This window comes from Mesobacterium pallidum, from assembly GCF_019966535.1.
GTDB classification, from domain to species: domain Bacteria; phylum Pseudomonadota; class Alphaproteobacteria; order Rhodobacterales; family Rhodobacteraceae; genus Mesobacterium; species Mesobacterium pallidum.
Genome location: NZ_JAIMID010000002.1, coordinates 431991 through 454725, shown reverse-complemented (window position 1 = coordinate 454725; position 22735 = coordinate 431991). Strand labels below are relative to the sequence as shown.

21 protein-coding genes are annotated in these 22735 nt (G+C 67.2%); 12 read left to right on the top strand and 9 right to left on the bottom strand.

Going from position 1 to position 22735, the window contains the following annotated elements:
* Nucleotides 1–2 precede the first annotated feature (2 nt).
* Both MF270_RS04805 and MF270_RS04800 read right to left on the bottom strand, forming a co-directional pair.
* Nucleotides 3–1676 carry a nitrite/sulfite reductase gene (locus MF270_RS04805; protein WP_238364714.1) on the bottom strand — a complete coding sequence of 558 codons (1674 nt, stop codon included), beginning with the start codon at nucleotides 1674–1676 and terminating at the stop codon, nucleotides 3–5.
* The gene (locus tag MF270_RS04800) at nucleotides 1669–1974 is read right to left on the bottom strand and encodes a DUF2849 domain-containing protein (protein WP_238364713.1); all 306 of its coding nucleotides are present in this window, start codon (nucleotides 1972–1974) and stop codon (nucleotides 1669–1671) included. Before MF270_RS04800 ends, MF270_RS04805 begins: the two co-directional genes overlap by 8 nt.
* 145 nt (nucleotides 1975–2119) lie before the next feature.
* On the opposite strand from MF270_RS04800, the gene MF270_RS04795 reads away from it, so the two are divergent.
* The gene (locus tag MF270_RS04795; RefSeq protein WP_238364712.1) at nucleotides 2120–2581 is read left to right on the top strand and encodes an Lrp/AsnC family transcriptional regulator; all 462 of its coding nucleotides are present in this window, start codon (nucleotides 2120–2122) and stop codon (nucleotides 2579–2581) included.
* A gap of 127 nt (nucleotides 2582–2708) precedes the next feature.
* Here the strand turns inward: MF270_RS04795 and MF270_RS04790 are convergent, their stop codons facing one another.
* Nucleotides 2709–3893: a cytochrome P450 gene (locus MF270_RS04790; protein WP_238364711.1), complete on the bottom strand. Its 1185-nt coding sequence runs from the start codon at nucleotides 3891–3893 to the stop codon at nucleotides 2709–2711.
* Nucleotides 3894–3980: 87 nt separating this feature from the next.
* On the opposite strand from MF270_RS04790, the gene MF270_RS04785 reads away from it, so the two are divergent.
* The 11 genes from MF270_RS04785 (at nucleotide 3981) to MF270_RS04735 (ending at nucleotide 14175) form a co-directional block, all read left to right on the top strand.
* A complete protein-coding gene (locus tag MF270_RS04785; RefSeq protein ID WP_238364710.1) occupies nucleotides 3981–5687 on the top strand; it encodes a sensor histidine kinase in 1707 nt (568 codons plus the stop codon).
* Complete coding sequence (locus tag MF270_RS04780) at nucleotides 5684–6928, top strand: sigma-54-dependent transcriptional regulator (protein WP_238364709.1); 1245 nt, start codon at nucleotides 5684–5686, stop codon at nucleotides 6926–6928. Before MF270_RS04785 ends, MF270_RS04780 begins: the two co-directional genes overlap by 4 nt.
* A gap of 272 nt (nucleotides 6929–7200) precedes the next feature.
* Nucleotides 7201–8202, top strand: a complete 1002-nt coding sequence (locus MF270_RS04775) for a DctP family TRAP transporter solute-binding subunit (RefSeq protein WP_238364708.1) — start codon at nucleotides 7201–7203, stop codon at nucleotides 8200–8202.
* Between the two features lie 87 nt (nucleotides 8203–8289).
* Entirely contained in the window at nucleotides 8290–8979 is a 690-nt protein-coding gene (locus MF270_RS04770) for a TRAP transporter small permease (protein WP_238364707.1), read from the top strand.
* A gap of 3 nt (nucleotides 8980–8982) precedes the next feature.
* A complete protein-coding gene (locus MF270_RS04765; protein ID WP_238364706.1) occupies nucleotides 8983–10422 on the top strand; it encodes a TRAP transporter large permease in 1440 nt (479 codons plus the stop codon).
* Between the two features lie 311 nt (nucleotides 10423–10733).
* Nucleotides 10734–11351, top strand: a complete 618-nt coding sequence (ccmA, locus tag MF270_RS04760) for a heme ABC exporter ATP-binding protein CcmA (protein WP_238364705.1) — start codon at nucleotides 10734–10736, stop codon at nucleotides 11349–11351.
* Nucleotides 11348–12004, top strand: coding sequence for a heme exporter protein CcmB (ccmB, locus tag MF270_RS04755; RefSeq protein ID WP_238364704.1), 657 nt, complete (start codon nucleotides 11348–11350; stop codon nucleotides 12002–12004). The genes ccmA and ccmB overlap by 4 nt, the downstream gene beginning before the upstream one ends.
* Nucleotides 12005–12046: 42 nt before the next feature.
* The gene (locus MF270_RS04750; RefSeq protein WP_238364703.1) at nucleotides 12047–12775 is read left to right on the top strand and encodes a heme ABC transporter permease; all 729 of its coding nucleotides are present in this window, start codon (nucleotides 12047–12049) and stop codon (nucleotides 12773–12775) included.
* Nucleotides 12772–12930, top strand: coding sequence for a heme exporter protein CcmD (gene ccmD / locus MF270_RS04745; protein ID WP_238364702.1), 159 nt, complete (start codon nucleotides 12772–12774; stop codon nucleotides 12928–12930). The genes MF270_RS04750 and ccmD overlap by 4 nt, the downstream gene beginning before the upstream one ends.
* On the top strand, nucleotides 12917–13465 hold the full coding sequence (locus MF270_RS04740) for a DsbE family thiol:disulfide interchange protein (protein WP_238364701.1): 549 nt from the start codon (nucleotides 12917–12919) through the stop codon (nucleotides 13463–13465). Before ccmD ends, MF270_RS04740 begins: the two co-directional genes overlap by 14 nt.
* A gap of 104 nt (nucleotides 13466–13569) precedes the next feature.
* Nucleotides 13570–14175 (top strand): glutathione S-transferase family protein, encoded by a 606-nt coding sequence (locus tag MF270_RS04735; RefSeq protein WP_238364700.1) that lies wholly within the window; start codon nucleotides 13570–13572, stop codon nucleotides 14173–14175.
* Between the two features lie 7 nt (nucleotides 14176–14182).
* Here MF270_RS04735 and MF270_RS04730 read toward each other — a convergent pair whose 3' ends face one another.
* From MF270_RS04730 to acnA, 6 genes are all read right to left on the bottom strand, one after another.
* Nucleotides 14183–15040: a Hint domain-containing protein gene (locus MF270_RS04730; protein WP_238364699.1), complete on the bottom strand. Its 858-nt coding sequence runs from the start codon at nucleotides 15038–15040 to the stop codon at nucleotides 14183–14185.
* A 395-nt stretch (nucleotides 15041–15435) separates the two neighbouring features.
* Nucleotides 15436–16206 carry a Hint domain-containing protein gene (locus MF270_RS04725; protein ID WP_238364698.1) on the bottom strand — a complete coding sequence of 257 codons (771 nt, stop codon included), beginning with the start codon at nucleotides 16204–16206 and terminating at the stop codon, nucleotides 15436–15438.
* Between the two features lie 465 nt (nucleotides 16207–16671).
* Entirely contained in the window at nucleotides 16672–17541 is an 870-nt protein-coding gene (locus MF270_RS04720) for a Hint domain-containing protein (RefSeq protein WP_238364697.1), read from the bottom strand.
* A gap of 74 nt (nucleotides 17542–17615) precedes the next feature.
* On the bottom strand, nucleotides 17616–18500 hold the full coding sequence (locus MF270_RS04715; RefSeq protein WP_238364696.1) for a Hint domain-containing protein: 885 nt from the start codon (nucleotides 18498–18500) through the stop codon (nucleotides 17616–17618).
* 178 nt (nucleotides 18501–18678) lie between these two features.
* Entirely contained in the window at nucleotides 18679–19566 is an 888-nt protein-coding gene (locus MF270_RS04710) for a Hint domain-containing protein (RefSeq protein ID WP_238364695.1), read from the bottom strand.
* A 242-nt stretch (nucleotides 19567–19808) separates the two neighbouring features.
* Nucleotides 19809–22553 (bottom strand): aconitate hydratase AcnA, encoded by a 2745-nt coding sequence (acnA, locus tag MF270_RS04705; RefSeq protein ID WP_238364694.1) that lies wholly within the window; start codon nucleotides 22551–22553, stop codon nucleotides 19809–19811.
* Between the last annotated feature and the right edge of the window lie 182 nt (nucleotides 22554–22735).

The window sequence follows — 22735 nt, the reverse complement described above, 5'->3', positions numbered from 1 at the left end:
GATCACGCAGCCCGTTTCGACTTGCCGGCGCTCTCGCCGTAAAGCGCGACCTTGAAAGGCTCCATCCCCAGGCGGTCGAAAGCCTGGGCAAAGGTTTCCTCTTCGCCCGTGCGCAGGTCGAGATAGGCCAGGATCAGCCGCTCGATGGCAGGCACGATTTCCTCGGCCGGGAAGCCCGGACCGGTGCGCTGGCCGATGGCCGCGTTCTCGGTCGCGTCGCCACCCAGGGTGATCTGGTAGTTCTCGACGCCCGCGCGGTCGAGGCCAAGGATGCCGATATGGCCCACGTGGTGGTGTCCGCAGGCGTTGATGCAGCCCGAGATCTTGATCTTCAGCGCGCCGACTTCGTGCTCGATCTTGAGCGCGTCGATGCGGGTCGCGATGTCCTGCGCGATCGGGATCGAGCGGGCAGTGGCGAGGGCGCAGTAATCCATGCCGGGGCAGGCGATGATGTCCGAGGCGAGCCCGACGTTGGCCGTGGCCAGAGCATGGTCGCGCAACGCGGCATGCAGTGCGGGCAGGTCGGCCTTGGCCACATGCGGCAGGATCACGTTCTGCTCGTGGCTGATGCGCAGCTCGCCCAGGGAATAGCGATCCGCCAGGTCCGCGAGGGCGCGCATCTGGTCGGAGGTCGCATCGCCCGGCGTCTGGCCATGGGCCTTAAGGCTGACCGTTACGATGGCGTGATCGGCGTGGAAGTGATCCGACAGGTTGGTGTCGGACCAGCTGCGGAACACCGGATCGGCCGCACGCGCGGCATCATAGGCAGTGGTGTCCCGGGCGCCGAGCGCGGGGCGCGGGAAATGTGCCTTGATCTCGGCCAGCAGCGCCTGGTCGGCGCCGCCGAAGGTCGGGCGGATCTGGGCAAACCGCTCCTCGACCAGGGCCTGGATGTTCTCCAGCCCGTTCTCGTGGACGGTGATCTTGATCCGCGCCTTGTACTTGTTGTCGCGCCGGCCCAGCAGGTTGTAGACGCTGACGATCGCCTCGAGATAGGGCAGCAGGTCCGCCTTGGGCAGGAAGTCGCGGATGACCTTGCCGATCATCGGCGTGCGGCCAAGGCCGCCGCCCACGATGACCTCGAACCCGACTTCGCCGCCGCGTTCCACCATGCGCAGGCCGATGTCATGCGCCTTGACGACCGCGCGGTCGTTCGGGCTGCCGCTGACGGCGACCTTGAACTTGCGCGGCAGGAACTGGAACTCCGGGTGGTCGGTGGACCACTGGCGGATCAACTCGGCATAGGGGCGGGGGTCTTCCAGCTCATCGGCCGCGGCACCGGCGAAATGATCGGCGGTCACGTTGCGGATGGTGTTGCCGGAGGTCTGGATGGCATGCATCTGCACCGCGCCCAGCGCGTCCAAGATATCGGGCACGTCGGGCAGCTTGGGCCAGTTGTACTGGATGTTCTGCCGCGTGGTGAAATGGCCATAGCCCTTGTCCCACTTGTCCGCGATATGGGCCAGCTGGCGCATCTGGCCAGCGTTCAGCGTGCCATAGGGGATCGCGACCCGCAGCATGTAGGCATGCAGTTGCAGGTAGAGACCGTTCATCAGGCGCAGCGGCTTGAACTCGTCCTCGGTCAGCGCGCCCGAGACGCGACGCTCGACCTGGGCACGGAACTGGCGGTTGCGCTCGGCGACGAAGGCGGCGTCGAAATCGGAATAGTTATACATCTGCGCGGGCCTCCTGTTTGCCGTGGGCGTAGTTCGAGGGGCCGGTGCGGCGGAAATCCTCGCGGAAATGCACAGGCTCGGGGCCATGCGCGCCGACCTTCACGTCGGCGAGGTAGACGCCAACCGCCTCGCCCGGGCGCCGCTCGGCGTCGAGCAGACGCAGCTGGGCCACGGCCTCGTCGGTCAGCACCTCGGCGGCGCACAGGTCACGGACCCAGGTGTCGTCGGCGGCGAGATACACCACGTCGCCTTCGATCAGGGCGTTGGCGGTGATGACCTTGGGGGTAAAGGCCGTCATGGCGGGGACTCCTGCATGGGGTTTCTTGAGGTTCTATATAGAATTTCGTCCCTGTTTCTGGCCATGGGGCTGGACAAATAAGGACTTCTGTTCTTCCCTGCGGGCGAGGCGGGACAGGAATTCCGCATCGGCAGGGAGAAGGCGAATGACGATCCGCATAGACGACACCGACAGGAAGATCCTTGCGGCCCTGCAGGCGGATGCCAGCCGCTCGCTGGACGAAATCGCGCGCGAAGTGGGGTCTTCGAAGACCCCGGTGTGGAATCGCATCCGCAAGATGCGCGAGGCCGGGGTGATCGGCCAGCAGACCGTGGTGCTGGATGCGGAGGCGCTGGGGTTCGAGGCCTGCTTCTTCGTCCTCATCCGCACCTCCGAGCACGAGGCCGAGTGGCAGGCCCGGTTCCTTGCCGCGCTGCAATCGCGCCCCGAGGTGCAGGAGGCGCACCGGCTGGCGGGCGACATCGACTACATCCTCAAGGTGCGGGTCAGGAACGCCCGCGCCTACGACGCCTTCTACCAGGCGCTGATATCCGAGGTGCGGGTGCACAATGTCACCGCGCTTCTGTCGATGGAGGAGATCAAGTCGACGACAGCGCTGCCCTTGTGACCCGTCAGGAGGGGGCCAGCCCCCTCGGCCTGCGGCCTCACCCCCGGAGTTTATCGGCAAGATGAAGAACGGATCGGATCCCCTGCTTCATTGTGCCAATAAACTCCCGCCGGAGGCATAGTCTCTTTCATCCGGTCCTGACCATCAGGCGCTCCAGCCCGTGGAAATGGTAGACATTGGCGTAGCGCGGCGGCTCGGTCAGCCTGAGGCCCGGGTGGCGGGCGAAGAGGATGGGCAGGGCGATCTGCAGTTCGAGCCGGGCGAGCGGGGCGCCGACGCAGAAATGCAGCCCGGCGCCCAGCGAGGTGTTGGTCTTGATCGGGCGGGTCGGATCGAAGGTCTCGGGGTCTTCCCAGACGGAAGGGTCACGGTTGGCCGAGGCGAGCAACAGCCCGACCTCGTCGCCGCGCTTGAAGCTGTGGCCGAAAGCCTCGACATCCTCGTAGGCGTAGCGCGAGAACATGTGGAGAGGCGGGTCGTAGCGCAGGACTTCCTCGACCGTGGTCTCGATGTGGTCGGGGGAAAGGGCCTGCGCCGGCAGCCCGCGTTCGAGGAAGAGTTTCACCGCGTTGCCCATGGTGTGCACCGTCGCCTCGTGCCCGGCGTTCAGCAGCAGGATGCAGGTGCCGATCAGTTCAGCGGTCGAGAGTTTCTCGCCCGCTTCCTCGGCCTGGATCAGCTGGGTGATCAGGTCGTCGGCGGGGCGCGCGCGGCGTTCGTCCACGTAGCCCTGCATGAAGGCGGTGAACTCGGTCGAGGCCGTGGCGGCCGCATCCTCGACGGCGCGGTCGCGGCGGGCCTGGTACATGGCGACCATGGCGTTCGACCAGGCCAGAAGCTGGTCGGCCATGTCCTCGGGCACGCCGAGCAGGCGGCAGATCACCAGCACCGGGATGCGGTTGCAATAGGCGGGGATCAGGTCGAATTCGCCCGCGGGGAAGGTTTCGACCAGCGCCTGCGACATCTGCGTGATCTCGGGCGCCATGGCCGCGATCCGGCGCGAGGTGAAAGCGCGCAGCACCAGCCCGCGCAGGCGGGTGTGGCTGGGCGGCTCGAGCGAGAGCATCGAGGTGCGTTCCAGCGCGTCGAAGGGCAGCAGGTGCGCAGGCGCAGGCTGCGCCATCTCGGCCGGGACCTCGCGGCCGAAGCGACGGTCCTTCAGCAGCGCCGAGACGGCGGCATGGCTGAAGGCGCAGGGCTTGCCGTAGTTGGTCCAGACATGGATGTCCCCGCGCGCGCGGGCGGCGGCGTAGAACGGGTAGGGTTTCTGGACGAAATCGGGATCGGTCGGGGATTGGGTCAGGTCGGTCATGGCATCGCTCTTTCCGGGTCTGGTCACATGACGTGAGCACAGGGTAGATTGCAACGCATGTCCTCGCGTTCGGCCATCATAACCGCCATGCTTGCCCTCGTCCTGGCCGTTGGAATCGGCGTCTGGCGGCTGGGCTACGTGCAGGCCGTGGGGCAGGTGGCGCAGCGGGGCCAGGCCGACCTCGCGCTCGCCTCGGACCGGCTGATCGCGCAACTGCGGCGCTACCAGGAGGCGGCGGTGCTGATCGCGGGCCATCCGGTACTGGGGCAGCTGGCGCGCGGTGAGGGCGGCGCGGTGCAGGCGACGGACCTGCTGATCTCGGTCTCGGACAAGACTTCGGCGCTGGGGCTGGCCTTCGTCGCCCCGGACGGCACGGTGCTGGCGCAAAGTTCGCCCGCGGTGCCCGGAGGGCTGGGGCAGATCGAGGCTTTCGGACGGGCGATGGACGGGGCACTGGGCAGTGGCCATGGCCGCGCCGGGCCGGAGCGGCAGCGGGTCTTCTACTACGCCGCGCCCAGCTACGCGGCGGATGGCCACGTGCAGGGCGCGCTGATCGTCATCGCCGATCTGGAAACGGTGGAGTTCAACTGGCGCATCCCGCAGCCGGCCGTCTATTTCGCCGATGCTGGCGGGCAGGTCTTCATCTCGAACCGGCCCGAGCTGCGGCGGCGGCCGGGGATCGACGGGGCGCCCGCGCCCTCGGTCGCCGATCCGGCGGTGGCCGCGCACGACGTCGCGGGCTACGAGACCTGGCGGCTGGACCTTGGCCCCTACCTGCCGACCCGCGCGCTGCACCTGGTGCAGGACCTGCCGGTCATCGGCATGCAGGGCGAAGCGCTGGTCGACCTGGCCCCGGCACGGCGCATCGCGATGCTGCAGGCCAGCGTCGCGGGCGCGATCCTGCTGTTCTTCGGCGCACTTCTGGTGCTGGCGACCGAGCGGCGCCGCACCCTGGCCGAGGCGAACGCCGTGCTCGAAGCCCGCGTCGCCGCCCGGACCGAGGCGCTGAGCGCCGCCAACACCAGCCTGCGCCACGAGGTGGCCGAGCGGCTCGAGGCCGAGGCGCGGCTGCGGCGCGCGCAGGAGGAGCTGGTGCAGGCCGCCAAGCTTTCCGCCCTTGGCCGGATGAGCGCGGGCATCAGCCACGAGCTGAACCAACCGCTGATGGCGATCCGGCAATATGCGGTGAACGGCGCGGCTTTCCTGGGTCGCGACAAGCCCGAGCGGGCGGGCGAGAACCTGGGCCGGATTTCCGACCTTGCCGACCGCATGGCGCGGATCATCCGCAACCTGCGCGCCTTTGCCCGCAACGAGAGCGAACCGATGGGCCGCGTCGACATGGTCGCCGTGCTGAACAGCGCGCTGGAACTGGTCGCCGCCCGGCTCGACCGTGACGGCATCGCCGTGACCTGCGACCTGCCGGACGGTCCGGTCTGGGTGCGCGGCGGCGAGGTGCGTCTGGGGCAGGTGGTCGTCAACCTCATCACCAATGCCGCCGATGCCATGACCGGACGCGAGGATCGGCGGCTGGGCGTCACGCTCGATGCGGGCGACCGGGTGCGCCTCGCGATCAGCGACACGGGCCCGGGGATCGAGGACCCCGCGCGCCTGTTCGAGCCATTCTACACCACCAAGAAGGTCGGCGCGGCCGAGGGGCTGGGGCTGGGGCTGTCGATCTCTTACGGGTTGGTTCAAAGCTTTGGCGGCGACATCCGGGGCGAAAACCTCGCCACGGGCGGGGCGCGCTTTACCGTGGAGCTGACCCCGTGGCAGGACGAGGCGCAGGCGGCATGAGCGATCCGATCCGCGTGCTTGTCGTCGACGACGACCGCCCCGTGCGCGAGGCGCTTGCCCAGACGCTCGAGCTGGCCGATTTCGACCCGCTGCCGGTGTCGAGCTTCATCGAGGCCAAGGACCACATCGCCCCCGATTTCGCCGGCGTGGTCCTGTCGGACATCCGCATGCCGGGTCGCGACGGGTTCCACCTGCTGGCCCATGCGCAAGGGATCGACAGCGACCTGCCGGTGATCCTGCTGACCGGCGAAGGCGACATCCCCATGGCCGTGCGCGCCATGGGGCAGGGCGCCTTTGGCTTCCTTGAAAAACCCTGCGCGCCCGAGGAGTTGACGGCCGTCATCGAACGCGCCCTGCGCACCCGCGCCATGGTGCTGGAAAACCGCCGTCTCAAGGCCGAGGCCGAGACCGGCGATGCCGCCGCGCGGATGATCTTTGGCCATTCCAGCCTCAGCGAAGAGCTGCGCGACCGGGTCCGCGCCGCCGCCCGGCTGGCCGAGCCGGTGCTGGTGACCGGCGCGCCGGGCACGGGGATTTCCAAGGTGGCCGAAGTGGTGCACTTGTCGTCGGCCCTCGCGAAACGCGCCTTCGTCAAGCGGGCCGGGGCGGGGCTGTCGCGCACGGATCTCGCCGCCGCGCTGGGCGAGGCGCGGGGCGGCACGCTTTACATCGACGAGGTGGCGGCGATGCCGCGCGACAGCCAGCTGGCGCTGGTCGACCACCTCGACGGCGCGAACGAGGCGCGGGTGATCGGCGGCGCGGCGGGCGACCTGAGCGCGGGCCTGACGGACGACCGTTTCTACCCCGAGCTCTACTACCGCCTCTCAACGGTCGCGATCCGCATCCCGTCGCTGGCCGAACGGCCCGAGGACATCCCGATCCTGTTTCGCAAGTACGTCGCGCAGGCCAGCGAGCAGGCTGGCCTGCGCCCGCCCGAGATCACGCCCGACCTGATCGCGGCACTGATGGCGCAGGACTGGCCTGGCAATGCACGCTCGCTCATGTCCGCCGCCATGCGGTTCGTTCTGGGGATGCCCGAAGAGATCACCCGCGCCCGCGACCTTGGCCTGACCGAGCAGATGGCGCAGGTCGAACGGTCGATCCTCGTGGCGGCGCTGGGCCGGGCCAATGGCCGCGCGAGCGAGGCGGCGCAGGCGCTGAAACTGCCGCGCAAGACCTTCTACGACAAGCTGTCCAAATACGGCATCAAGCCCGAGACCTACCGCCGCGACGGCGCCTGAGCGAATCGGCCCTGTCGCTGATTCGCGGATGTTGTGCGGATTTCCGCACAAGGCCGTCGCGCGCTGTGCGGGATTTCGCACATGCTGCATGTGCATTGCCGCCATGCGCTTTGAGCATGGACACGTAAACTATTGGCAAACCAGTCTTTAGCGCTCTCATCTCGGCCCGGTCACGCGCCCGTGTTGAGCGCCCCTCGCGCCTTGGTAGGACTAACCCGTCGCCGGTCGGAGGAACCTGGCCGGCCGAAACAGATCCAACGGGAGGATGACCCATGAAATTCCTGACCTCTGCCGCCATGGCAATGGCCCTGGCCGTCACCGCGAACACCGCTGTCGCCGCCTGCGACGATGGCGAGATCGTCATCAAGTTCAGCCACGTGACCAACACCGACCGTCACCCCAAGGGCATCGCCGCGACCCTGCTGCAGGAACGCGTGAACGAAGAGATGAACGGCGTGGCCTGCATGGAGGTCTACCCGAACTCGACCCTCTACAACGACGACCAGGTGCTGGAAGCGATGCTGCAGGGCGACGTGCAGCTGGCCGCGCCCTCGCTGTCGAAATTCGAGCAGTTCACCAAGGTGTTCCGCATCTACGACCTGCCCTTCATGTTCAAGAACATCGAGGCGGTCGATGCCTTCCAGGCCTCCGAGACCGGCACGGCGATGAAGGAATCCATGGTGCGCCGCGGCCTGCTGGGCCTCGAGTTCTGGCACAACGGCATGACGCAGATCTCGGCCAACAAGCCGCTGATCTCGCCGGACGATGCAAAGGGCCTGAACTTCCGCGTGCAGCCCTCCGAAGTGCTGAAGGCCAACATGGAAGCGCTGGGCGCCTCGCCGCAGCCGATGGCCTTCTCGGAAGTCTACGGCGCGCTGCAGACCGGCGTGGTCGACGGGCAGGAGAACACCTGGTCGAACATCTACGGCCAGAAGTTCTTTGAAGTGCAGGACGGCACGACCGAGACCAACCACGGCGTTCTCGACTACCTGGTCGTGACCAACATCGACTGGTGGGAAAGCCTGGATGCGCCGGTGCGCGACCAGCTGGCCACCATCCTGAACGAAGTCACCACCGAGCGGAACGCCGCCGTAGGCGAAGTCGACGCGCAGGCCCGCCAGGCCATCCTGGACGCCGGCGGCGAAATCCGCGAGCTGACGACCGAGCAGCGCCAGGCCTGGGTAGATGCCCTGAAGCCGGTGTGGCAGCAGTTCGCCGAGGAAGTCGGCCAGGACAACATCGACGCGGCGCAGTCGATCAACGCGATGTACTGATCCAGGCCACGGCCTGACTTTTCGGCCCGGCCCCTCCCGCAAGGTGGGGCCGGGCTTTCTATAACCGGGATCGGAAGGAGCGGGGGCATGTCGGCCCATTACGAACCCAGGACGACGCTGGGACGCGTCGTGAACGAGATCGAGGAGACCGCCATCGCGCTGATCCTCGGCGCGATGACGCTGATCACCTTCACCAACGTGGTGCTGCGCTACGGCTTCAGCACCGGGCTCATCTGGGGGCTGGAGGCGACGACCTTCCTGTTCGCCTGGCTGGTGCTGTTCGGCATTTCCTACGCGGTCAAGACCACGGCCCACCTTGGCGTGGACGCGATCATCAACCTCTTTGGCCCGGCCGTCCGGCGCGGGCTGGCGATCACCGTGGGGGTGATCTGCATCATCTACGCCTTCCTGCTGTTCAAGGGCGCCTGGGATTACTGGGCCAACTTCGCCAACCTGCCGCAGACCACCGGGCGTTGGTTCCCGACGGGGCTCGAAGAGATGGGCCGCACCTCGTATCGCGGCTGGTACGAGACCATCGACATCCCGTTCCCCGAATGGCTGCGCTGGATCGAGCCGATCATGAACGAGGGCGAGCATTACGAGAAGCTGCCCCGCTTCATCCCCTACGTGATCCTGCCCTTCGGCATGGGGCTGCTGCTGTTCCGCTTCATCCAGGCCACCGTGCGGATCTGGAAGGGCGAGGGCGAAAGCCTGATCGTCAGCCACGAAGCCGAAGACGCCGTCGCCGACGTGCGCCACATGAATTACGAGGACTAAGTCATGGCCGTTGCAGTCCTTTTCCTCATGGTGATCGGGTTGATGCTGCTGGGCGTGCCGATCGCGGTCAGCCTTGGCCTCAGCTCGATCCTGTTCCTGCTGGCGCTGGGTGACACCTCGCTTGCCTCCATCGCGCAGACCTTCTTCCAGGCGATGGCGGGGCATTACACCCTGCTGGCGATCCCCTTCTTCATCCTCGCGTCGTCCTTCATGTCGACGGGCGGGGTGGCGAAACGGATCATCCGCTTTTCCATCGCCTGCGTCGGCCACCTGCGCGGCGGCCTCGCCATCTCGGGCGTCTTCGCCTGCATGCTCTTCGCCGCGCTGTCGGGGTCTTCTCCGGCCACCGTGGTCGCCATCGGCTCCATCGTCATCGCGGCGATGCGGCAGGCGGGCTATACCAAGGAATTCGCGGCGGGCGTCATCGCCAACGCGGGCACCCTGGGCATCCTGATCCCGCCGTCGATCGTGATGGTGGTCTATGCCTCGGCCACCGATGTCAGCGTGGGCCGGATGTTCCTGGCGGGCATCATTCCGGGCCTCATGGCCGGCCTCATGCTGATGATCACGATCTACATCATGGCGCGGCTCAAGGGCATGCCCAAGGGCGAATGGAAGGGCTGGGGCGAGGTCATGGCCAGCTTTTCCGACGCCTTCTGGGGCCTGATGCTGATCGTCATCATCATGGTCGGAATCTACGGCGTGCCCGGCGTCTTCCCGGCGGCCTTCACGCCCACCGAAGCGGCGGCCGTGGCCTCGGTCTATGCCTTCATCGTCGCGGTCTTCGTCTACCGCGACATGGGGCCTCTGGCGCGCCCCGAGGGCGAGCGGAACCTGACCCTGCTCGACAAGCCCATCGCGCTGGTCACGGCGTTCTTTCACAAGGACACCCGCGACACGCTGTTCGAGGCGGGCAAGCTGACGGTCACGCTGATGTTCATCATCGCCAACGCGCTGATCCTCAAGCATGTCCTGACGGACGAGCAGATCCCGCAGCAGATCGCCAGCGCCATGCTGTCGGCGGGCTTCGGGCCGATCATGTTCCTGGTGATCGTCAACGTGATCCTGCTGATCGGCGGCCAGTTCATGGAGCCATCGGGCCTGATCGTCATCGTCGCGCCGCTGGTCTTCCCGATCGCGCTGCAGCTGGGGATCGACCCGATCCACCTGGGCATCATCATGGTCGTGAACATGGAAATCGGCATGATCACCCCGCCGGTCGGCCTGAACCTGTTCGTCACCTCGGGCGTGGCGGGGATGCCGATGATGCGGGTGGTCAAGGCGGCGCTGCCCTTCCTGGCCGTGCTCTTCGTCTTCCTCATCATGGTGACCTACATCCCCGGCCTGTCGACGACGATCCCCGACAACGTCATGGGGCCGCAGATCAACTGCGCGGGCTCGGCGACGAACCAGCTGGAACAGGCCTATTGCGACGCGCAATGACCTGATGGCCCGGCGCCGCATCGGCGCCGGGTCGATCCAATTGTCTGCTACCGCAGGCTTCTAATCAACGAGCCGAGAGGCGACGCAGATCCCCGCGGCCGGTTCCGGTGGCGGGGGTTTCGCGTTTTGCTGAGACGCGGTTCAGGGGCAGGTCTGCCAGAGACGCGCCTCGTCCGGCGTGATGCGGCCCGTCCCCGCGTCAAGGCGCTTCGCCCGGCTGCGCCGGCGCGCGGCGCGCGGCCTTGACCCGGGGCCGGGCCGCGCGGGTTTGTCTCTTTTCGGGGGCAGGGGGATGGGCTACGAGGATGACCATGTTGGTCAAAGCATCCGATCTTGCCATCGCGCGCGGCGGCGTGCCCGTCCTCGAAGGGCTCAGCTTTGCGCTCGGGGCCGGAGAGGCGCTGATCCTGCGCGGGCCGAACGGGGCCGGCAAGACGACGCTCTTGCGCACGGTTGCGGGGTTGCAGCCGGCGCTGTCGGGCACGCTCGAGGTGGCCGAGGAGTCTGTCGCCTATGCCGCTCATGCCGACGGGCTGAAATCCATGCTGACGGTCACCGAGAACCTGTCGTTCTGGGCCAGCGTCTTTGGCCAGTCCAGCATCGAGGCGGCGCTGGACCGGTTCAACCTCCGCAGCCTTGCCGACCGCCAGGCCGGCACGCTCAGCGCCGGGCAGAAGCGGCGGCTGGGGCTTGCGCGGCTGCTGGTCACCGGCCGGCCGCTCTGGGTGCTGGACGAACCGACCGTGTCGCTCGATACCGCCTCGGTCCAGCTTTTCGCCGCCGCGGTGCGGGCCCATCTCGCGGGCGGAGGCGCGGCGCTGATCGCGACCCATATCGACCTCGGCCTTGAGGCGCGGGTGCTGGACGTGACGTCGCACAAGGCGGTGCATCGCGACATTCCCGGCGGGTTCGAAGAGGCCTTCCTGTGATCGCCCTGCTGCGCCGTGACCTTGCGCTGGCCGTGCGGGCCGGGGGCGGTTTCGGCCTGGGCCTTGCGTTCTTCCTGATCGTCGTGGTGCTGGTGCCCTTTGGCGTCGGCCCGGAAACGCCGCTGCTGACGGCCATCGCGCCAGGCGTGCTTTGGCTCGGGGCCTTGCTCGCCTGTCTCTTGTCGCTCGACCGCATCCTCGCGCTGGACTGGGAGGACGGATCGCTCGACCTCATGGCGACCTCGCCGCTGCCGCTTGAAGGGGTGGTGACCATCAAGGCGCTGGCGCATTGGGTCACCACCGGGCTGCCGCTGGTGCTGGCCGCGCCGGTGCTGGGCGTGCTCCTGAACCTGCCGGGCCCGGGCTATCCCTGGCTGACGCTGTCATTGGCGCTGGGCACGCCGGCGCTGTCGGTGCTGGGCACCTTCGGCGCCGCGCTCACGGTCGGCCTCAAGCGCGGCGGGCTGCTGCTGTCGCTGCTGGTCCTGCCGCTTTACGTGCCCACGCTGATCTTCGGCGCCGAGGTGGCGCGGCGCGGGGCCGCCGGGCTCGACCCGATGACGCCGCTTCTGATGCTCGCCGGGATCACCTGCGGCACTATCGCGCTTTTGCCCTTTGCCTCGGCTGCGGTACTACGGATGAACCTGCGCTAAGTTGAATTGATGAGAGGCCGGCGAAAGGGTAGGGGAGAACTCATGTCGCTTTGGGAATATGCCAATCCGAAGAAGTTCCTGGCCCTGTCGGGCAAGGTGCTGCCCTGGGTTTCCGGGCTGGCCCTCGCGTGCCTCGTGATCGGGCTGGTCTGGGGCTTCTTCTTCACGCCCGAGGATTACCGCCAGGGGGCCACGGTCAAGATCATCTACCTGCACGTGCCCGCGGCGCTGATGGCGATCAACTCCTGGCTGATGATGCTGGTCGCCTCGCTGATCTGGATCGTGCGGCGGCACCATGTCAGCGCGCTGGCCGCCAAGGCCGCCGCACCGGTGGGCATGGTCATGACCGTCATCGCGCTGGTGACCGGGGCGATCTGGGGCCAGCCGATGTGGGGCACCTGGTGGGCCTGGGACCCGCGGCTCACGTCCTTCCTGATTCTGTTCCTGTTCTACCTGGGTTACATGGCCCTGTGGGACGCGATCGAGAACCCGGACACGGCGGCTGACCTCACCTCGATCCTCTGCCTCGTCGGCTCGGTCTTTGCCGTGCTCAGCCGCTACGCGGTCCTCTTCTGGAACCAGGGCCTGCACCAGGGCGCGTCCCTGTCCATGGATGCCGAGGAAAACGTAGCCGATGTCTTCTGGTACCCGCTGCTGGTCTGCATGGCCGGGTTCGTCCTGCTGTTCCTGGCGCTGGTGCTGCTGCGCACCCGCACGGAAATCCGCGCGCGCCGGATCAAGGCCATCCTCGCACGGGAGCGCGCCGCATGATGCCCGACCTTGGAAAATACGCGGATACGGTCCTGTCGGCCTATGCCGCCTCTCTCGTACTTTTGATCGCGCTGGTCTGGTGGTCGATCCGCCGCGCCGCCAAGGTCAAGGCCGAACTGGAAGACATCGAGGCACGCCGCAATGGCAAGACTTAACCCGCTGATGATCCTGCCGCCCGCGCTGTTTGCCGGGCTGGCCGGGCTATTCTTTTTCGGCATGTACCGCGAGGATCCGCAGGGGCTGCCCTCGACCTTCATCGGCCAGGTGGCGCCGGTGCTGCCGGACGAGACCCTGCCGGGCGAAACCCTGCTGACCGCCGAGACGCTAGCGGGCGGAGAGGTGTCAATCGTGAACTTCTGGGCCTCGTGGTGCCCGCCCTGCCGGGCCGAGCATCCGACGCTGCTGGATCTCGACGCGCAGGGCCTGCCCGTCTACGGCGTGAACTTCAAGGACGAGCTGGCGCAGGCGCAGAAATACCTTGCCGATTACGAGAACCCCTTCGGCGCGCTGGGCTTCGACCCGCGCGGGCGATTTGCCATCGAATGGGGCGTGACCGCGCCGCCCGAGACCTTCATCATCGACGGTGACGGCACGGTGCTGTTCAAGTTCGCCGGCCCGCTGGTGGGCTCCGACTACGAACAGCGCTTCCTGCCCGCCCTGCAAGAGGCCCTGGCGGCGGCCGGCAGCTGACCGCTGGTGGCGGCTGCTGACAGCAGCCTGTCAGCCGGGGCTTGCCGGGCATGGCGCCCGCGGACATGTTGGCCGCGATTTCAAAGCGCCCAGGAGCCATTGCCATGCTGACCTTCTACCACGCCCCCCGCAGCCGTTCGACCACCGTACTGGCGCTGCTGCACGCGATGGACGCGCTGGACCGCGTCAGCCTGCAGATCGTCGACATCCCGCGCCGCGACGGCTCGGGCCAGCGCGACCCGGCCAACCCGCACCCCGAGGGCAAGGTGCCCGTGCTGGTGCACGACGGAGAGCTGATCCGCGAGACCAACGCGATCCTCGTCTACCTGACGGACTTCTTCCAAAGCCCGCTGGGCCGCCAGGTCGGCCAGCCGGGGCGGGGCGACTACCTGTCGCTGATGGCCTGGTACGGCAACGTGGTCGAGCCGGTGCTGGTGGCGCAGGTGGCGGGCGTGGCCGACAACCCGGCGGTGCAGACCACTTTTCGCGGCGTGCCCGAGATGCTGGAGGTGATCGAAAGCCGCCTGGCCAAGGGCCCCTGGCTTCTGGGCGAGGACTACTCGGCCGTGGACCTGCTGGTTTCGGCCCCGTTCCAACTGTTCAAGGACATGCTGCCCCTTGGCCCCGCAACCCTGGACTGGGCGGCCCGCAGCGGCGCGCACCCAAGCCTGGCCTGGGCGGCGACGCAGGACGGCCCGCCCCCGGCCTGAGCCTTGCTCAGGCCGCTTCGGTCTGCGCCCCGAGACGGGCGCTGACCTGCCGCATGCCCGTGGCGCGGGGATAGGGCGCCGGGGCGATGTCGGTCTCGGGCCCGTAAAGCGCGGTATACTCGGCGAAATTTTCGAAAGCGCGGCGCGAGACATTGGTGACGAAGCTTTCCGAGGCCGCGCCATTGGCCAGCAGAATCTCCTGCGTCTCGGTCTCGACATGGTAGGTGGTGAAACCCTGACCCAGTTCGTCGTCGCGCATCACGCGGATGCCCGTGGCCCCGACCAGCGCCCCGGCATGGACCAGGACGCCGTCCAGCAGCAGCGCGTGGCCGGCGGTCAGGCGCAGCGTGCTGTGCGGCAGCCCGTCCCCCAATGCGCCAGGTGCGATCTCGACAATGCGGTTGCGCTCGGGCAGGCACAGGATCGGCTTCAGCGTCTGGATGGCCAACCAGCGGACGGGCACGTCGCGGCCATCCTCGAGCGTGACCAGGTCGCCGATCGCCAGCGCCTCGACCGCGACTTCGCCTGCGGGCGTGGCGATCATCGTGCCGGCGGCAAAGCAGGTCGCGACCTCGGCGGTCTCGTCATGGGGCACGGGGACGGACTGGAGGGAGTCCCGGGCCGCGTCCGGGACATCGGCGGCGGAAAGCGGGTGGTCGCTGCTTGAATGGGGGATGTGGGAACCGCCCGACCCGTCGGTGACGAGCGCATCGGCGATGCCGTTCACGTCGATCGTGATGCCCGGGCAGGCGGTGCTGCCGTCTTGGGTGTCGCCCGGGCTGACGGCGACATCGTCGTCCTTGGCGTGGACGGTCTGGGTGCCGCCGGACTGGGCGTGGCCCTGGTCGCTGAACGTGCCGTCCATTCTTCTGCCGCCCCGGAAATGGAGGGCGCGGTGCATGTCGGTTTTCGCCATTGATCTGTCCTCGTTAACTCAAGACCCGCGCGGCCGGCACTGCGTCGCTGCGGGCCCGTCCAACATGGGCGGCTCCGCAGCCTGTGGCGAGATGCGCTTCGCAGACCTTGGCTAGAGGGCGCCTAAATCGATTTCAATACGTGCGATGCGCACATTTTTCTGCATTGCAGCGTGGCAGCTTGTCGCGACCTGACCAGGATACATTCGAAATCTCAAAGGGTTGAGAATGCAGGAGCGTGGTCCTGCCCACCTATGCTCGGATGGCGCGACATGGATGACGTTACGCAACCTGCCATGCCTGGTGGCAGGACGTCGTCAGAGGAAAGAGGGACCGAAACGCCGGATCAGGCCGAGGCGCGGATGTCCCGGTTCAACCGGGCGCGCAGGGCCATCGGCACCTGGCGCGCGCTCATGGCGCGGGGATAGTCGGCCTCGGTCAGCGGTTGGTCTTTTCCGTACATCGCGAGGTATTCGTCGTGGTTGTCGAAGGCGCTGCGCGGCACGTTGTCGATGAAGGTCTCGGAGGGCGCACCGTTCGACAGCAGCACGGCGTGGCTCTCGGTCTCGACATGGTAGACGGTGAAGCGCTCGGGCAATTCGTGGTCGGGCAGCATGCGGATCGTGTCGCCGTTGATCAGGGCCCCGGCATGGACGAGCACGCCATCGAGCAGCAGCGCGTGATCCGAGGTCAGGCGCAGGGTGCTGTGCGGCACCCCGTCCCCCAGCGCGCCGGGGGCGACCTCGACGATGCGGTTGCGCTCGGGCAGGCCGAAGACGGGCATCAGCGCCTGCCGGGCGACCCAGCGGACCGGGGCGGCGCTGCCATCGGTCAGGGTGATCTCGTCGCCCGGCTGCAGGTCCTGCACGGCGACCTCGCCCCGGGGGGTGGCGATCATCGTGTCGGCCATGAAGCAGTTGGCGACGCTGGCTTGTGCCTCGGCAGTAACCGAAATCGATGTGCCAGGGAAATCCGAGGGCTGCAAAGGATAGGTGGTGGAATAGGGAATGTACGCAAAGCCGCTCTTGAAAAAGATTGCAAAGTCGATGCCATCAATTTCGACTGTGTAGCCATGATACGGGGCGTCCACCACGGTCATGTAATCGCTAGTGTTCATTACCCCCTGCGGGTTTCCATCCACTACCGTAACGGTCGCATTGATGTTTGTGGGACTGCCGGACCAACTCATTGTGTTTGAGCCGAACGTTGCACCTGAAAAACGCAGAAGGCTGTTGAAAGTGACGTTTGCCATGATCTTCCCCCGAAGACCCGCGGCCCCGCCGCCGGATCCTTGTAAACACCGCTGCGGACGCATCTTTCTCGGCACCCGCGTTTCGCCGCGCTGCGAGGGATCGGAGGTGAGGTATCACACCGTTCGGAGCGCAAGCGTTCTTGCCCCGTGATGCGCGGAATTTAGTTAACAAACGGTTAACAACTACCGTTTCAGAAACGAAGGTTTCTCCTTTCCGAACAGATACATCTGACGCGGGAAAATCAGGTGGCGGAACGCGCGAAAAAAGGGCAGCGACCGAGGGGGTGACTGCCTGGAAAGAGTCTAGGCTCCGTGCTGGATTCGGTCCGCTCAGGCGGCTGAAGAGGCCGCAAGGCGGGCGCGGATCGACGCCGGCAGCTGCCGCGCGGTCTGGGCCCGGGGCAGGGGCAGGTCCTGCACAGGGGCGGGATCCGGGCCGAAGCGCGCGGCGTGTTCTGCGTGGTTGTCAAAGGCCTGCCGGCCCATGTTGTCGACAAAGGTCTCGGCCGGGCAACCCTCGGCCAGGATCACCTCCTGCACCTCGGTCTCAAGGTGGTAGACCGTGTACCTGTCCCCGAACTGCGCGGGCGGCACCCGGGTAATCGTGCGGCCGTTGACCAGCGCGGCGGCGTGGCAGATGACGCCGTCGATGATGATCCCGTGATCTGCGGTGACCCGCAGGTCCCGGCGCGGCACGCCTTCGCCCAGCGCGCCGGCGGCCAGCTGGACCGGCAGCAGCCGGGTGGCCAGCCCGAAGCGGGTCGACACGGCGCGGCGACCGACCCATCGCAGCGCCACGGCGCGGCCCTCGGCGGTAAGCACCCTGTCGCCCGGCGCCAGCGTCTCGATCCTGCGGGGGCCGTCCGGCGTATCGATCCGCGTGCCGGCCAGGAAGCAGGGGGCGTAATCCTCGGCCACGACAGTGAAACTGTCGGTGTCAGGCAATTGCGCGGCGGTGGCCGTGAGGCCCAGGATGGTCACGGTGCTCGCCGATTGCAGGACCGGGTAGGCCGTGCCAAGATAGGTCATCGTGCCGATGTAGGTGCCGGTGTTCGCGCCGAAGGTCAGGGTGTCGCCCAGGTCGAAGACCGCGTCCGACTCGCCGTCGGTCACCGGGAAGGAGGCGCCGAAGCTGCGACCCGACCAGGCCCCCGTACTTGTGTCAAAGAAGGTGCGGGCGTTGAAGTCAAATGTTGCCAAGTTCTGCGTCCTCCCTCGGGATCAACGGCGCGGCATGCCCGGGTGGGCAGCCACGCGCCTGCCGTGCCCGGGCCTCAGGCGGCGCCGCGCCGGGCGAGGCGGCGGCGCAGCGCGGGCGGCACCTGCCGCGCGACCTGGGCGCGGGGCAGCGGCAACTCGGCCATCGGCGCCGGATCGTCGCCGTAAAGCGCGGCGAACTCGGCGTAATTGTCAAAGCCCCGTCGCGCGACGTTGTCGATGAAGGTCTCGGCCGGGGCGCCGTTGGCGAGGATGATCTGCTGCCGCTCGGTTTCCACGTGGTAGACGGTGCAGCCGGGATCGGCGGGCACCTTGCGGATCGTGTCGCGGTTCACCAGGGCCGCGGCATGGCAGATCACGCCATCGATGAGGATCCCGTGATCGGCGGTCACGCGCAGCGGGCTGTGCGGCATGTCCGGGCCAAGCGCGCCGGCCGCGATCTCGATCAGCGACCGGTCCTTGCCGCGCCAGAACGGCAAGGCAAGGCTTTGCCGCCCCAGCCAGCGCACCGGCACGGACGCCCCGTCGATGTCGGTCACCAGGTCCCCGATGGCCAGGCTTTCGACCGGGCGCTCGCCGTGCGGCGTGGCGATCCGCGTGCCCTGGGCGAAACAATAGACGTAGATGGCCGTGTAATCCGGGGTGAAGGTCGTGCCGACCAGCCCGTGGGTGTTGGAGGGGATGTAGAGGAAGGCGTTGCCGCCGCCGTAATCGACGTAAATGATCGGATCGCCATTGTCGGTCTGGCCCCAGTAGCGGGTCGGTGTGCCGCCGCTTTGCGTGATCGACCACAGAATCGGCTGACCGGGCAGGGTCTGGCCGTTCAGGCCATCCGCATCCGAGCCGTCGGTCAGGGTATTCATCGTGGGCGCAACGCTCTCGTAGGTCGTGCCGGAAAGCGTCTTGAAATAGAAATGCGTGTAAGTCTCGGTCGTCGGCATGATGTTCCCCCGCCATGTCCGCGCGTGGCGGGTCGGCAGAGACGATGCCACGGCCCGCCGAAAACGAAACGGCGGCCAAGGGGCGGGTCAGGGGCCGCCCGAGGAGGATAGCGAAAAGTCTGCCTTGCGGCAACAATGGCTGCCCGCGCGCGGTCTCGGCGCAGGCAGCCGGTGTGGATCAGGCGGCGGCGACGGGCGCCAGACGGGCCCGCAGCGCCGGCGGCACCTGCCGGGCCACATGGGCGCGGGGCAGGGGCAGTTCGACCATCGGCGCCGGGTCGTCGCCATAGAGCGCGACGAACTCGGCGTAATTGTCGAAGGCGCTGCGGGCGACGTTGTCGATAAAGGTCTCCGAGGCCGCGCCATTGGCGAGGATGATCTCGTGCGCCTCGGTCTCGACGTGGTAGACCGTGTAGGTCTCGGCCACCGGGGCCTTGGTGATCGTGGTCCCGTTCACCAGAGCGCCGGCGTGGCAGATCACGCCTTCCAGCACCATGCCATGATCGGCGGTAACCACCAGGTCGCCCTGCGGCAAGCCGCGGCCCAGGGCCCCGTTGGCGATGCGGATCAGCTGCAGCCGCGCGGCCGGAACAAAGCGCGGGTCGACGGCCTGGCGGCCGATCCACTTGACCGGCACGTTACGCCCGTCCGCGGTCAGCACGCTGTCGCCGATGGCGAGCGTTTCGACCGCGACCTCGCCCGCCGGGGTGGCGATGCGGGTGCCGGCGGCAAAGCAGACCACCATCGGTTCGGTGCTCAGCGCGCCAAGGTCGACCGTGCCGGGGATGTCAACGTCGGTGGGGTAGGTGCCCAATGGCAGTTCGATGACCGTCAGCGACGCGGTGACGATGACCGGTGCGACGACCGTGCCACCGGCCGTGAGGGTCAGCGTGATCTGGCCGTAATAGCTGGCGCCGCTCTCGAAGAGGTCGGTGTCGCCGCTTTCCCACGTATTGTCCGTGTCGCCGTCCGAGGCCGTGGATTCTTCGACAAAGCTGTTCTGGTAGCTGACCGTGCCGCTGGTGCCGTTGTAGACCAAGCCGCCCTGGCGGGTAAATGTGCCCATGTTCCTGTGCCCGTATTCTGGTTGCAATGTTCAGGTTCGATCGACCCACACCCGCCGCCATGTCCCCTTGGCTGCGCGCGATGCTCCCTGACGGCAACTTTAATTAACGCCCCACGTCGGGCAAGCGCCGTGCCCGGCATGGCGCACATTTCCGCCAGGCGCGGCAAAAGCGTCACGCGTGACGGGCAAACGAAGAAGGGGCGCCCGAAGGCGCCCCTGGTCCGATCGCGTGGAAGGCGCGCTTACGACGCCGCGAGGTTGCGCAGCACGTAATGCAGCACGCCGCCGTGTTCGATGTACTCGATCTCGATCGCGGTATCGATCCGGCACTTGAGCGTGATCTCCTTGGTCGAGCCGTCGCCCATGGTGATCGTGCAGGGCACTTCCTGCAGCGGCTTGATCGTGTCGAGGCCCGAGATGGACACCGTTTCGTCGCCCTTGAGGCCAAGGGACTTGCGGGTGTCGCCGCCGGTGAACTCGAACGGGATGACGCCCATGCCGACGAGGTTCGAACGGTGGATCCGCTCGAAGTTCTCGGCGATCACGGCCTTGACGCCCAGCAGCGCCGTGCCCTTGGCCGCCCAGTCGCGCGACGAACCCGCGCCGTACTGCTCGCCACCGAAGATCACCAGCGGGGTGCCGGCCTCCTGGTAGGCCATCGAGGCGTCGTAGATCGAGGTCTGTTCGCCCGAGGGCGACAGGGTGTAGCCGCCCTCGACGCCATCCAGCATCTCGTTCTTGATGCGGATGTTGGCGAAGGTGCCGCGCATCATCACTTCGTGGTTGCCGCGACGCGACCCGTACGAGTTGAACTCGCGCACCGGCACCTGGCGCTCGGTCAGGTACTTGCCGGCGGGCGTGGTGTCCTTGAACGAACCCGCGGGCGAGATGTGGTCGGTGGTGACCATGTCGCCGAGGATCGCCAGCACGCGCGCGTTCTCGAGGTTCGAGATCGTGCCCGGTTCCTTGGACATGTTCTTGAAGTAGGGCGGGTTCTGCACGTAGGTCGACGCCGCCGGCCAGTCGTAGGTCTCACCGCCGGTGACCTCCACGCCCTGCCACTTCTCGTCGCCCTTGAACACGTCCGCGTACTTGGACTGGAACTGCTCGCGGGTCACGGTCTGCTCGACCAACTCGGCCACTTCCTGCGTGGTCGGCCAGATGTCTTTCAGGAAGACGTCCTTGCCGTCCGGCGTCTGGGCGATCGGGTCGTTGGCGATGTCGATGTTCATATCGCCGGCCAGCGCATAGGCCACGACCAGCGGCGGCGAGGCAAGGTAGTTGGCGCGTACGTCGGGGCTGATGCGCCCTTCGAAGTTGCGGTTGCCCGACAGGACCGAGGTGGCGATCAGGTCGTTCTCGTTGATCGACTTCGAGATTTCCGGCTGCAGCGGCCCCGAGTTGCCGATGCAGGTGGTGCAGCCGTAACCCACGAGGTTGAAGCCGACCGCGTCCAGGTCTTCCTGCAGCCCGGCGGCCTCGAGATAGGCCGAGACGACCTGGCTACCGGGCGCCAGCGAGGTCTTGACCCAGGGCTTGCGGTTCAGGCCAAGCGCGCGCGCCTTGCGGGCGACAAGGCCCGCGCCGATCATCACGTAGGGGTTCGAGGTGTTGGTGCAGGAGGTGATCGAGGCGATCACGACCGAGCCGTCCTTCAGCTCGTAGTCCTCGCCTTCCACCTTGGCGGTCTTGCCGATCGACACCGGCTTGGTGGCGACGGGGCCTTCGTCCGCCATGTCCTTGGCGGCCTCGGACATGTCGATGCCGCGATACTCGGCCACGACCTTTTCAAAGGATGCGGCTGCGGCATCCAGCGCCACGTAATCCTGCGGACGCTTGGGGCCCGAGATGGCGGGCACGATGGTGCCCATGTCGAGCTCGAGCGTGTCGGTGTAGACCGGGTTGTAGCCGGCGTCGCGCCAGAAGCCGTTTTCCTTGGCATAGGCTTCGACCAGCTGCACGCGGGCCTCTTCGCGGCCGGTGTTGCGCAGGTAGCGCAGCGTCTCGTCGTCGATCGGGAAGAAGCCGCAGGTGGCGCCGTATTCGGGCGCCATGTTGGCAATCGTCGCGCGGTCGGCCAGCGGCAGGGTGTCGAGGCCTTCGCCGTAGAATTCCACGAACTTGCCGACCACGCCCTTCTTGCGCAGCATCTCGACGACCTTCAGCACCAGGTCGGTGCCGGTGGTGCCTTCCATCATCGCGCCGGTCAGCTTGAAGCCGACGACCTCGGGGATCAGCATGGAAATCGGCTGGCCCAGCATCGCGGCCTCGGCCTCGATCCCGCCGACGCCCCAACCCAGGACGGCCGCGCCGTTGACCATCGTCGTATGCGAGTCGGTGCCGACCAGCGTGTCGGGGTAGGCAACCTCTTCACCGTTCTGGTCCTTGTCGGTCCAGACCGTCTGCGCGAGGTACTCGAGGTTCACCTGGTGGCAGATGCCGGTGCCCGGGGGCACGACGCGGAAGTTGTTGAACGCGGTCTGGCCCCACTTGAGGAACTCGTAGCGCTCCATGTTGCGCTCGTATTCGCGGTCGACGTTCATCTGGAACGCGCGCGGGTTGCCGAATTCGTCGATCATGACGCTGTGGTCGATGACCAGGTCGACCGGGTTCAGCGGGTTGATCTTCTGCGGATCGCCGCCCAGGGCCTTGATGCCGTCGCGCATGGCGGCCAGGTCGACCACGGCCGGAACGCCGGTGAAGTCCTGCATCAGCACGCGGGCCGGGCGATAGGCGATCTCGCGCGGGTTCTTGCCGCCAAGGGTCGCCCATTCGGCAAAGGCCTTGATGTCGTCGGTGGTGACTGTCTTGCCATCCTCGAACCGCAGCATGTTCTCGAGCACGACCTTCAGCGCGGCCGGCAGCTTCGAGAAATCGCCGAGGCCGGCGGCCTCTGCGGCGGGAATCGAGTAATAGGCGAAGCTGGCGCCTCCGGCGGAAAGGGTCTTCCGTGTCTTCGAGGTGTCCTGTCCAACGACGATTGGCATGGGTGGGGTGCTCCCTGGTGGCTTGACGTTGCGAGGGGTGGTGTCTCGCTGCTTTTGAACCATACGCGCGCCCTGATCAAGAGGGATGCCGGGTTTATGTATACTATTGCACACAAAAGCGGCCACCGCCTCGCGTGCCGCCCCGAGTTGCGGCAGCGCATCGCTCGCGATCTCTCGCAAAA

Bases quoted from the DNA above. Each gene is read 5' to 3' on its own strand.
- MF270_RS04805 (WP_238364714.1), bottom strand. From the start codon at position 1,676: ATGTATAACTATTCCGATTTCGACGCCGCCTTCGTCGCCGAGCGCAAC.
- MF270_RS04800 (WP_238364713.1), bottom strand. From the start codon at position 1,974: ATGACGGCCTTTACCCCCAAGGTCATCACCGCCAACGCCCTGATCGAA.
- MF270_RS04795 (WP_238364712.1), top strand. From the start codon at position 2,120: ATGACGATCCGCATAGACGACACCGACAGGAAGATCCTTGCGGCCCTG.
- MF270_RS04790 (WP_238364711.1), bottom strand. From the start codon at position 3,893: ATGACCGACCTGACCCAATCCCCGACCGATCCCGATTTCGTCCAGAAA.
- MF270_RS04785 (WP_238364710.1), top strand. From the start codon at position 3,981: ATGCTTGCCCTCGTCCTGGCCGTTGGAATCGGCGTCTGGCGGCTGGGC.
- MF270_RS04780 (WP_238364709.1), top strand. From the start codon at position 5,684: ATGAGCGATCCGATCCGCGTGCTTGTCGTCGACGACGACCGCCCCGTG.
- MF270_RS04775 (WP_238364708.1), top strand. From the start codon at position 7,201: ATGAAATTCCTGACCTCTGCCGCCATGGCAATGGCCCTGGCCGTCACC.
- MF270_RS04770 (WP_238364707.1), top strand. From the start codon at position 8,290: ATGTCGGCCCATTACGAACCCAGGACGACGCTGGGACGCGTCGTGAAC.
- MF270_RS04765 (WP_238364706.1), top strand. From the start codon at position 8,983: ATGGCCGTTGCAGTCCTTTTCCTCATGGTGATCGGGTTGATGCTGCTG.
- ccmA (WP_238364705.1), top strand. From the start codon at position 10,734: ATGTTGGTCAAAGCATCCGATCTTGCCATCGCGCGCGGCGGCGTGCCC.
- MF270_RS04750 (WP_238364703.1), top strand. From the start codon at position 12,047: ATGTCGCTTTGGGAATATGCCAATCCGAAGAAGTTCCTGGCCCTGTCG.
- ccmD (WP_238364702.1), top strand. From the start codon at position 12,772: ATGATGCCCGACCTTGGAAAATACGCGGATACGGTCCTGTCGGCCTAT.
- MF270_RS04740 (WP_238364701.1), top strand. From the start codon at position 12,917: ATGGCAAGACTTAACCCGCTGATGATCCTGCCGCCCGCGCTGTTTGCC.
- MF270_RS04735 (WP_238364700.1), top strand. From the start codon at position 13,570: ATGCTGACCTTCTACCACGCCCCCCGCAGCCGTTCGACCACCGTACTG.
- MF270_RS04730 (WP_238364699.1), bottom strand. From the start codon at position 15,040: ATGGACGGCACGTTCAGCGACCAGGGCCACGCCCAGTCCGGCGGCACC.
- MF270_RS04725 (WP_238364698.1), bottom strand. From the start codon at position 16,206: ATGAACACTAGCGATTACATGACCGTGGTGGACGCCCCGTATCATGGC.
- MF270_RS04715 (WP_238364696.1), bottom strand. From the start codon at position 18,500: ATGCCGACGACCGAGACTTACACGCATTTCTATTTCAAGACGCTTTCC.
- MF270_RS04710 (WP_238364695.1), bottom strand. From the start codon at position 19,566: ATGGGCACATTTACCCGCCAGGGCGGCTTGGTCTACAACGGCACCAGC.
- acnA (WP_238364694.1), bottom strand. From the start codon at position 22,553: ATGCCAATCGTCGTTGGACAGGACACCTCGAAGACACGGAAGACCCTT.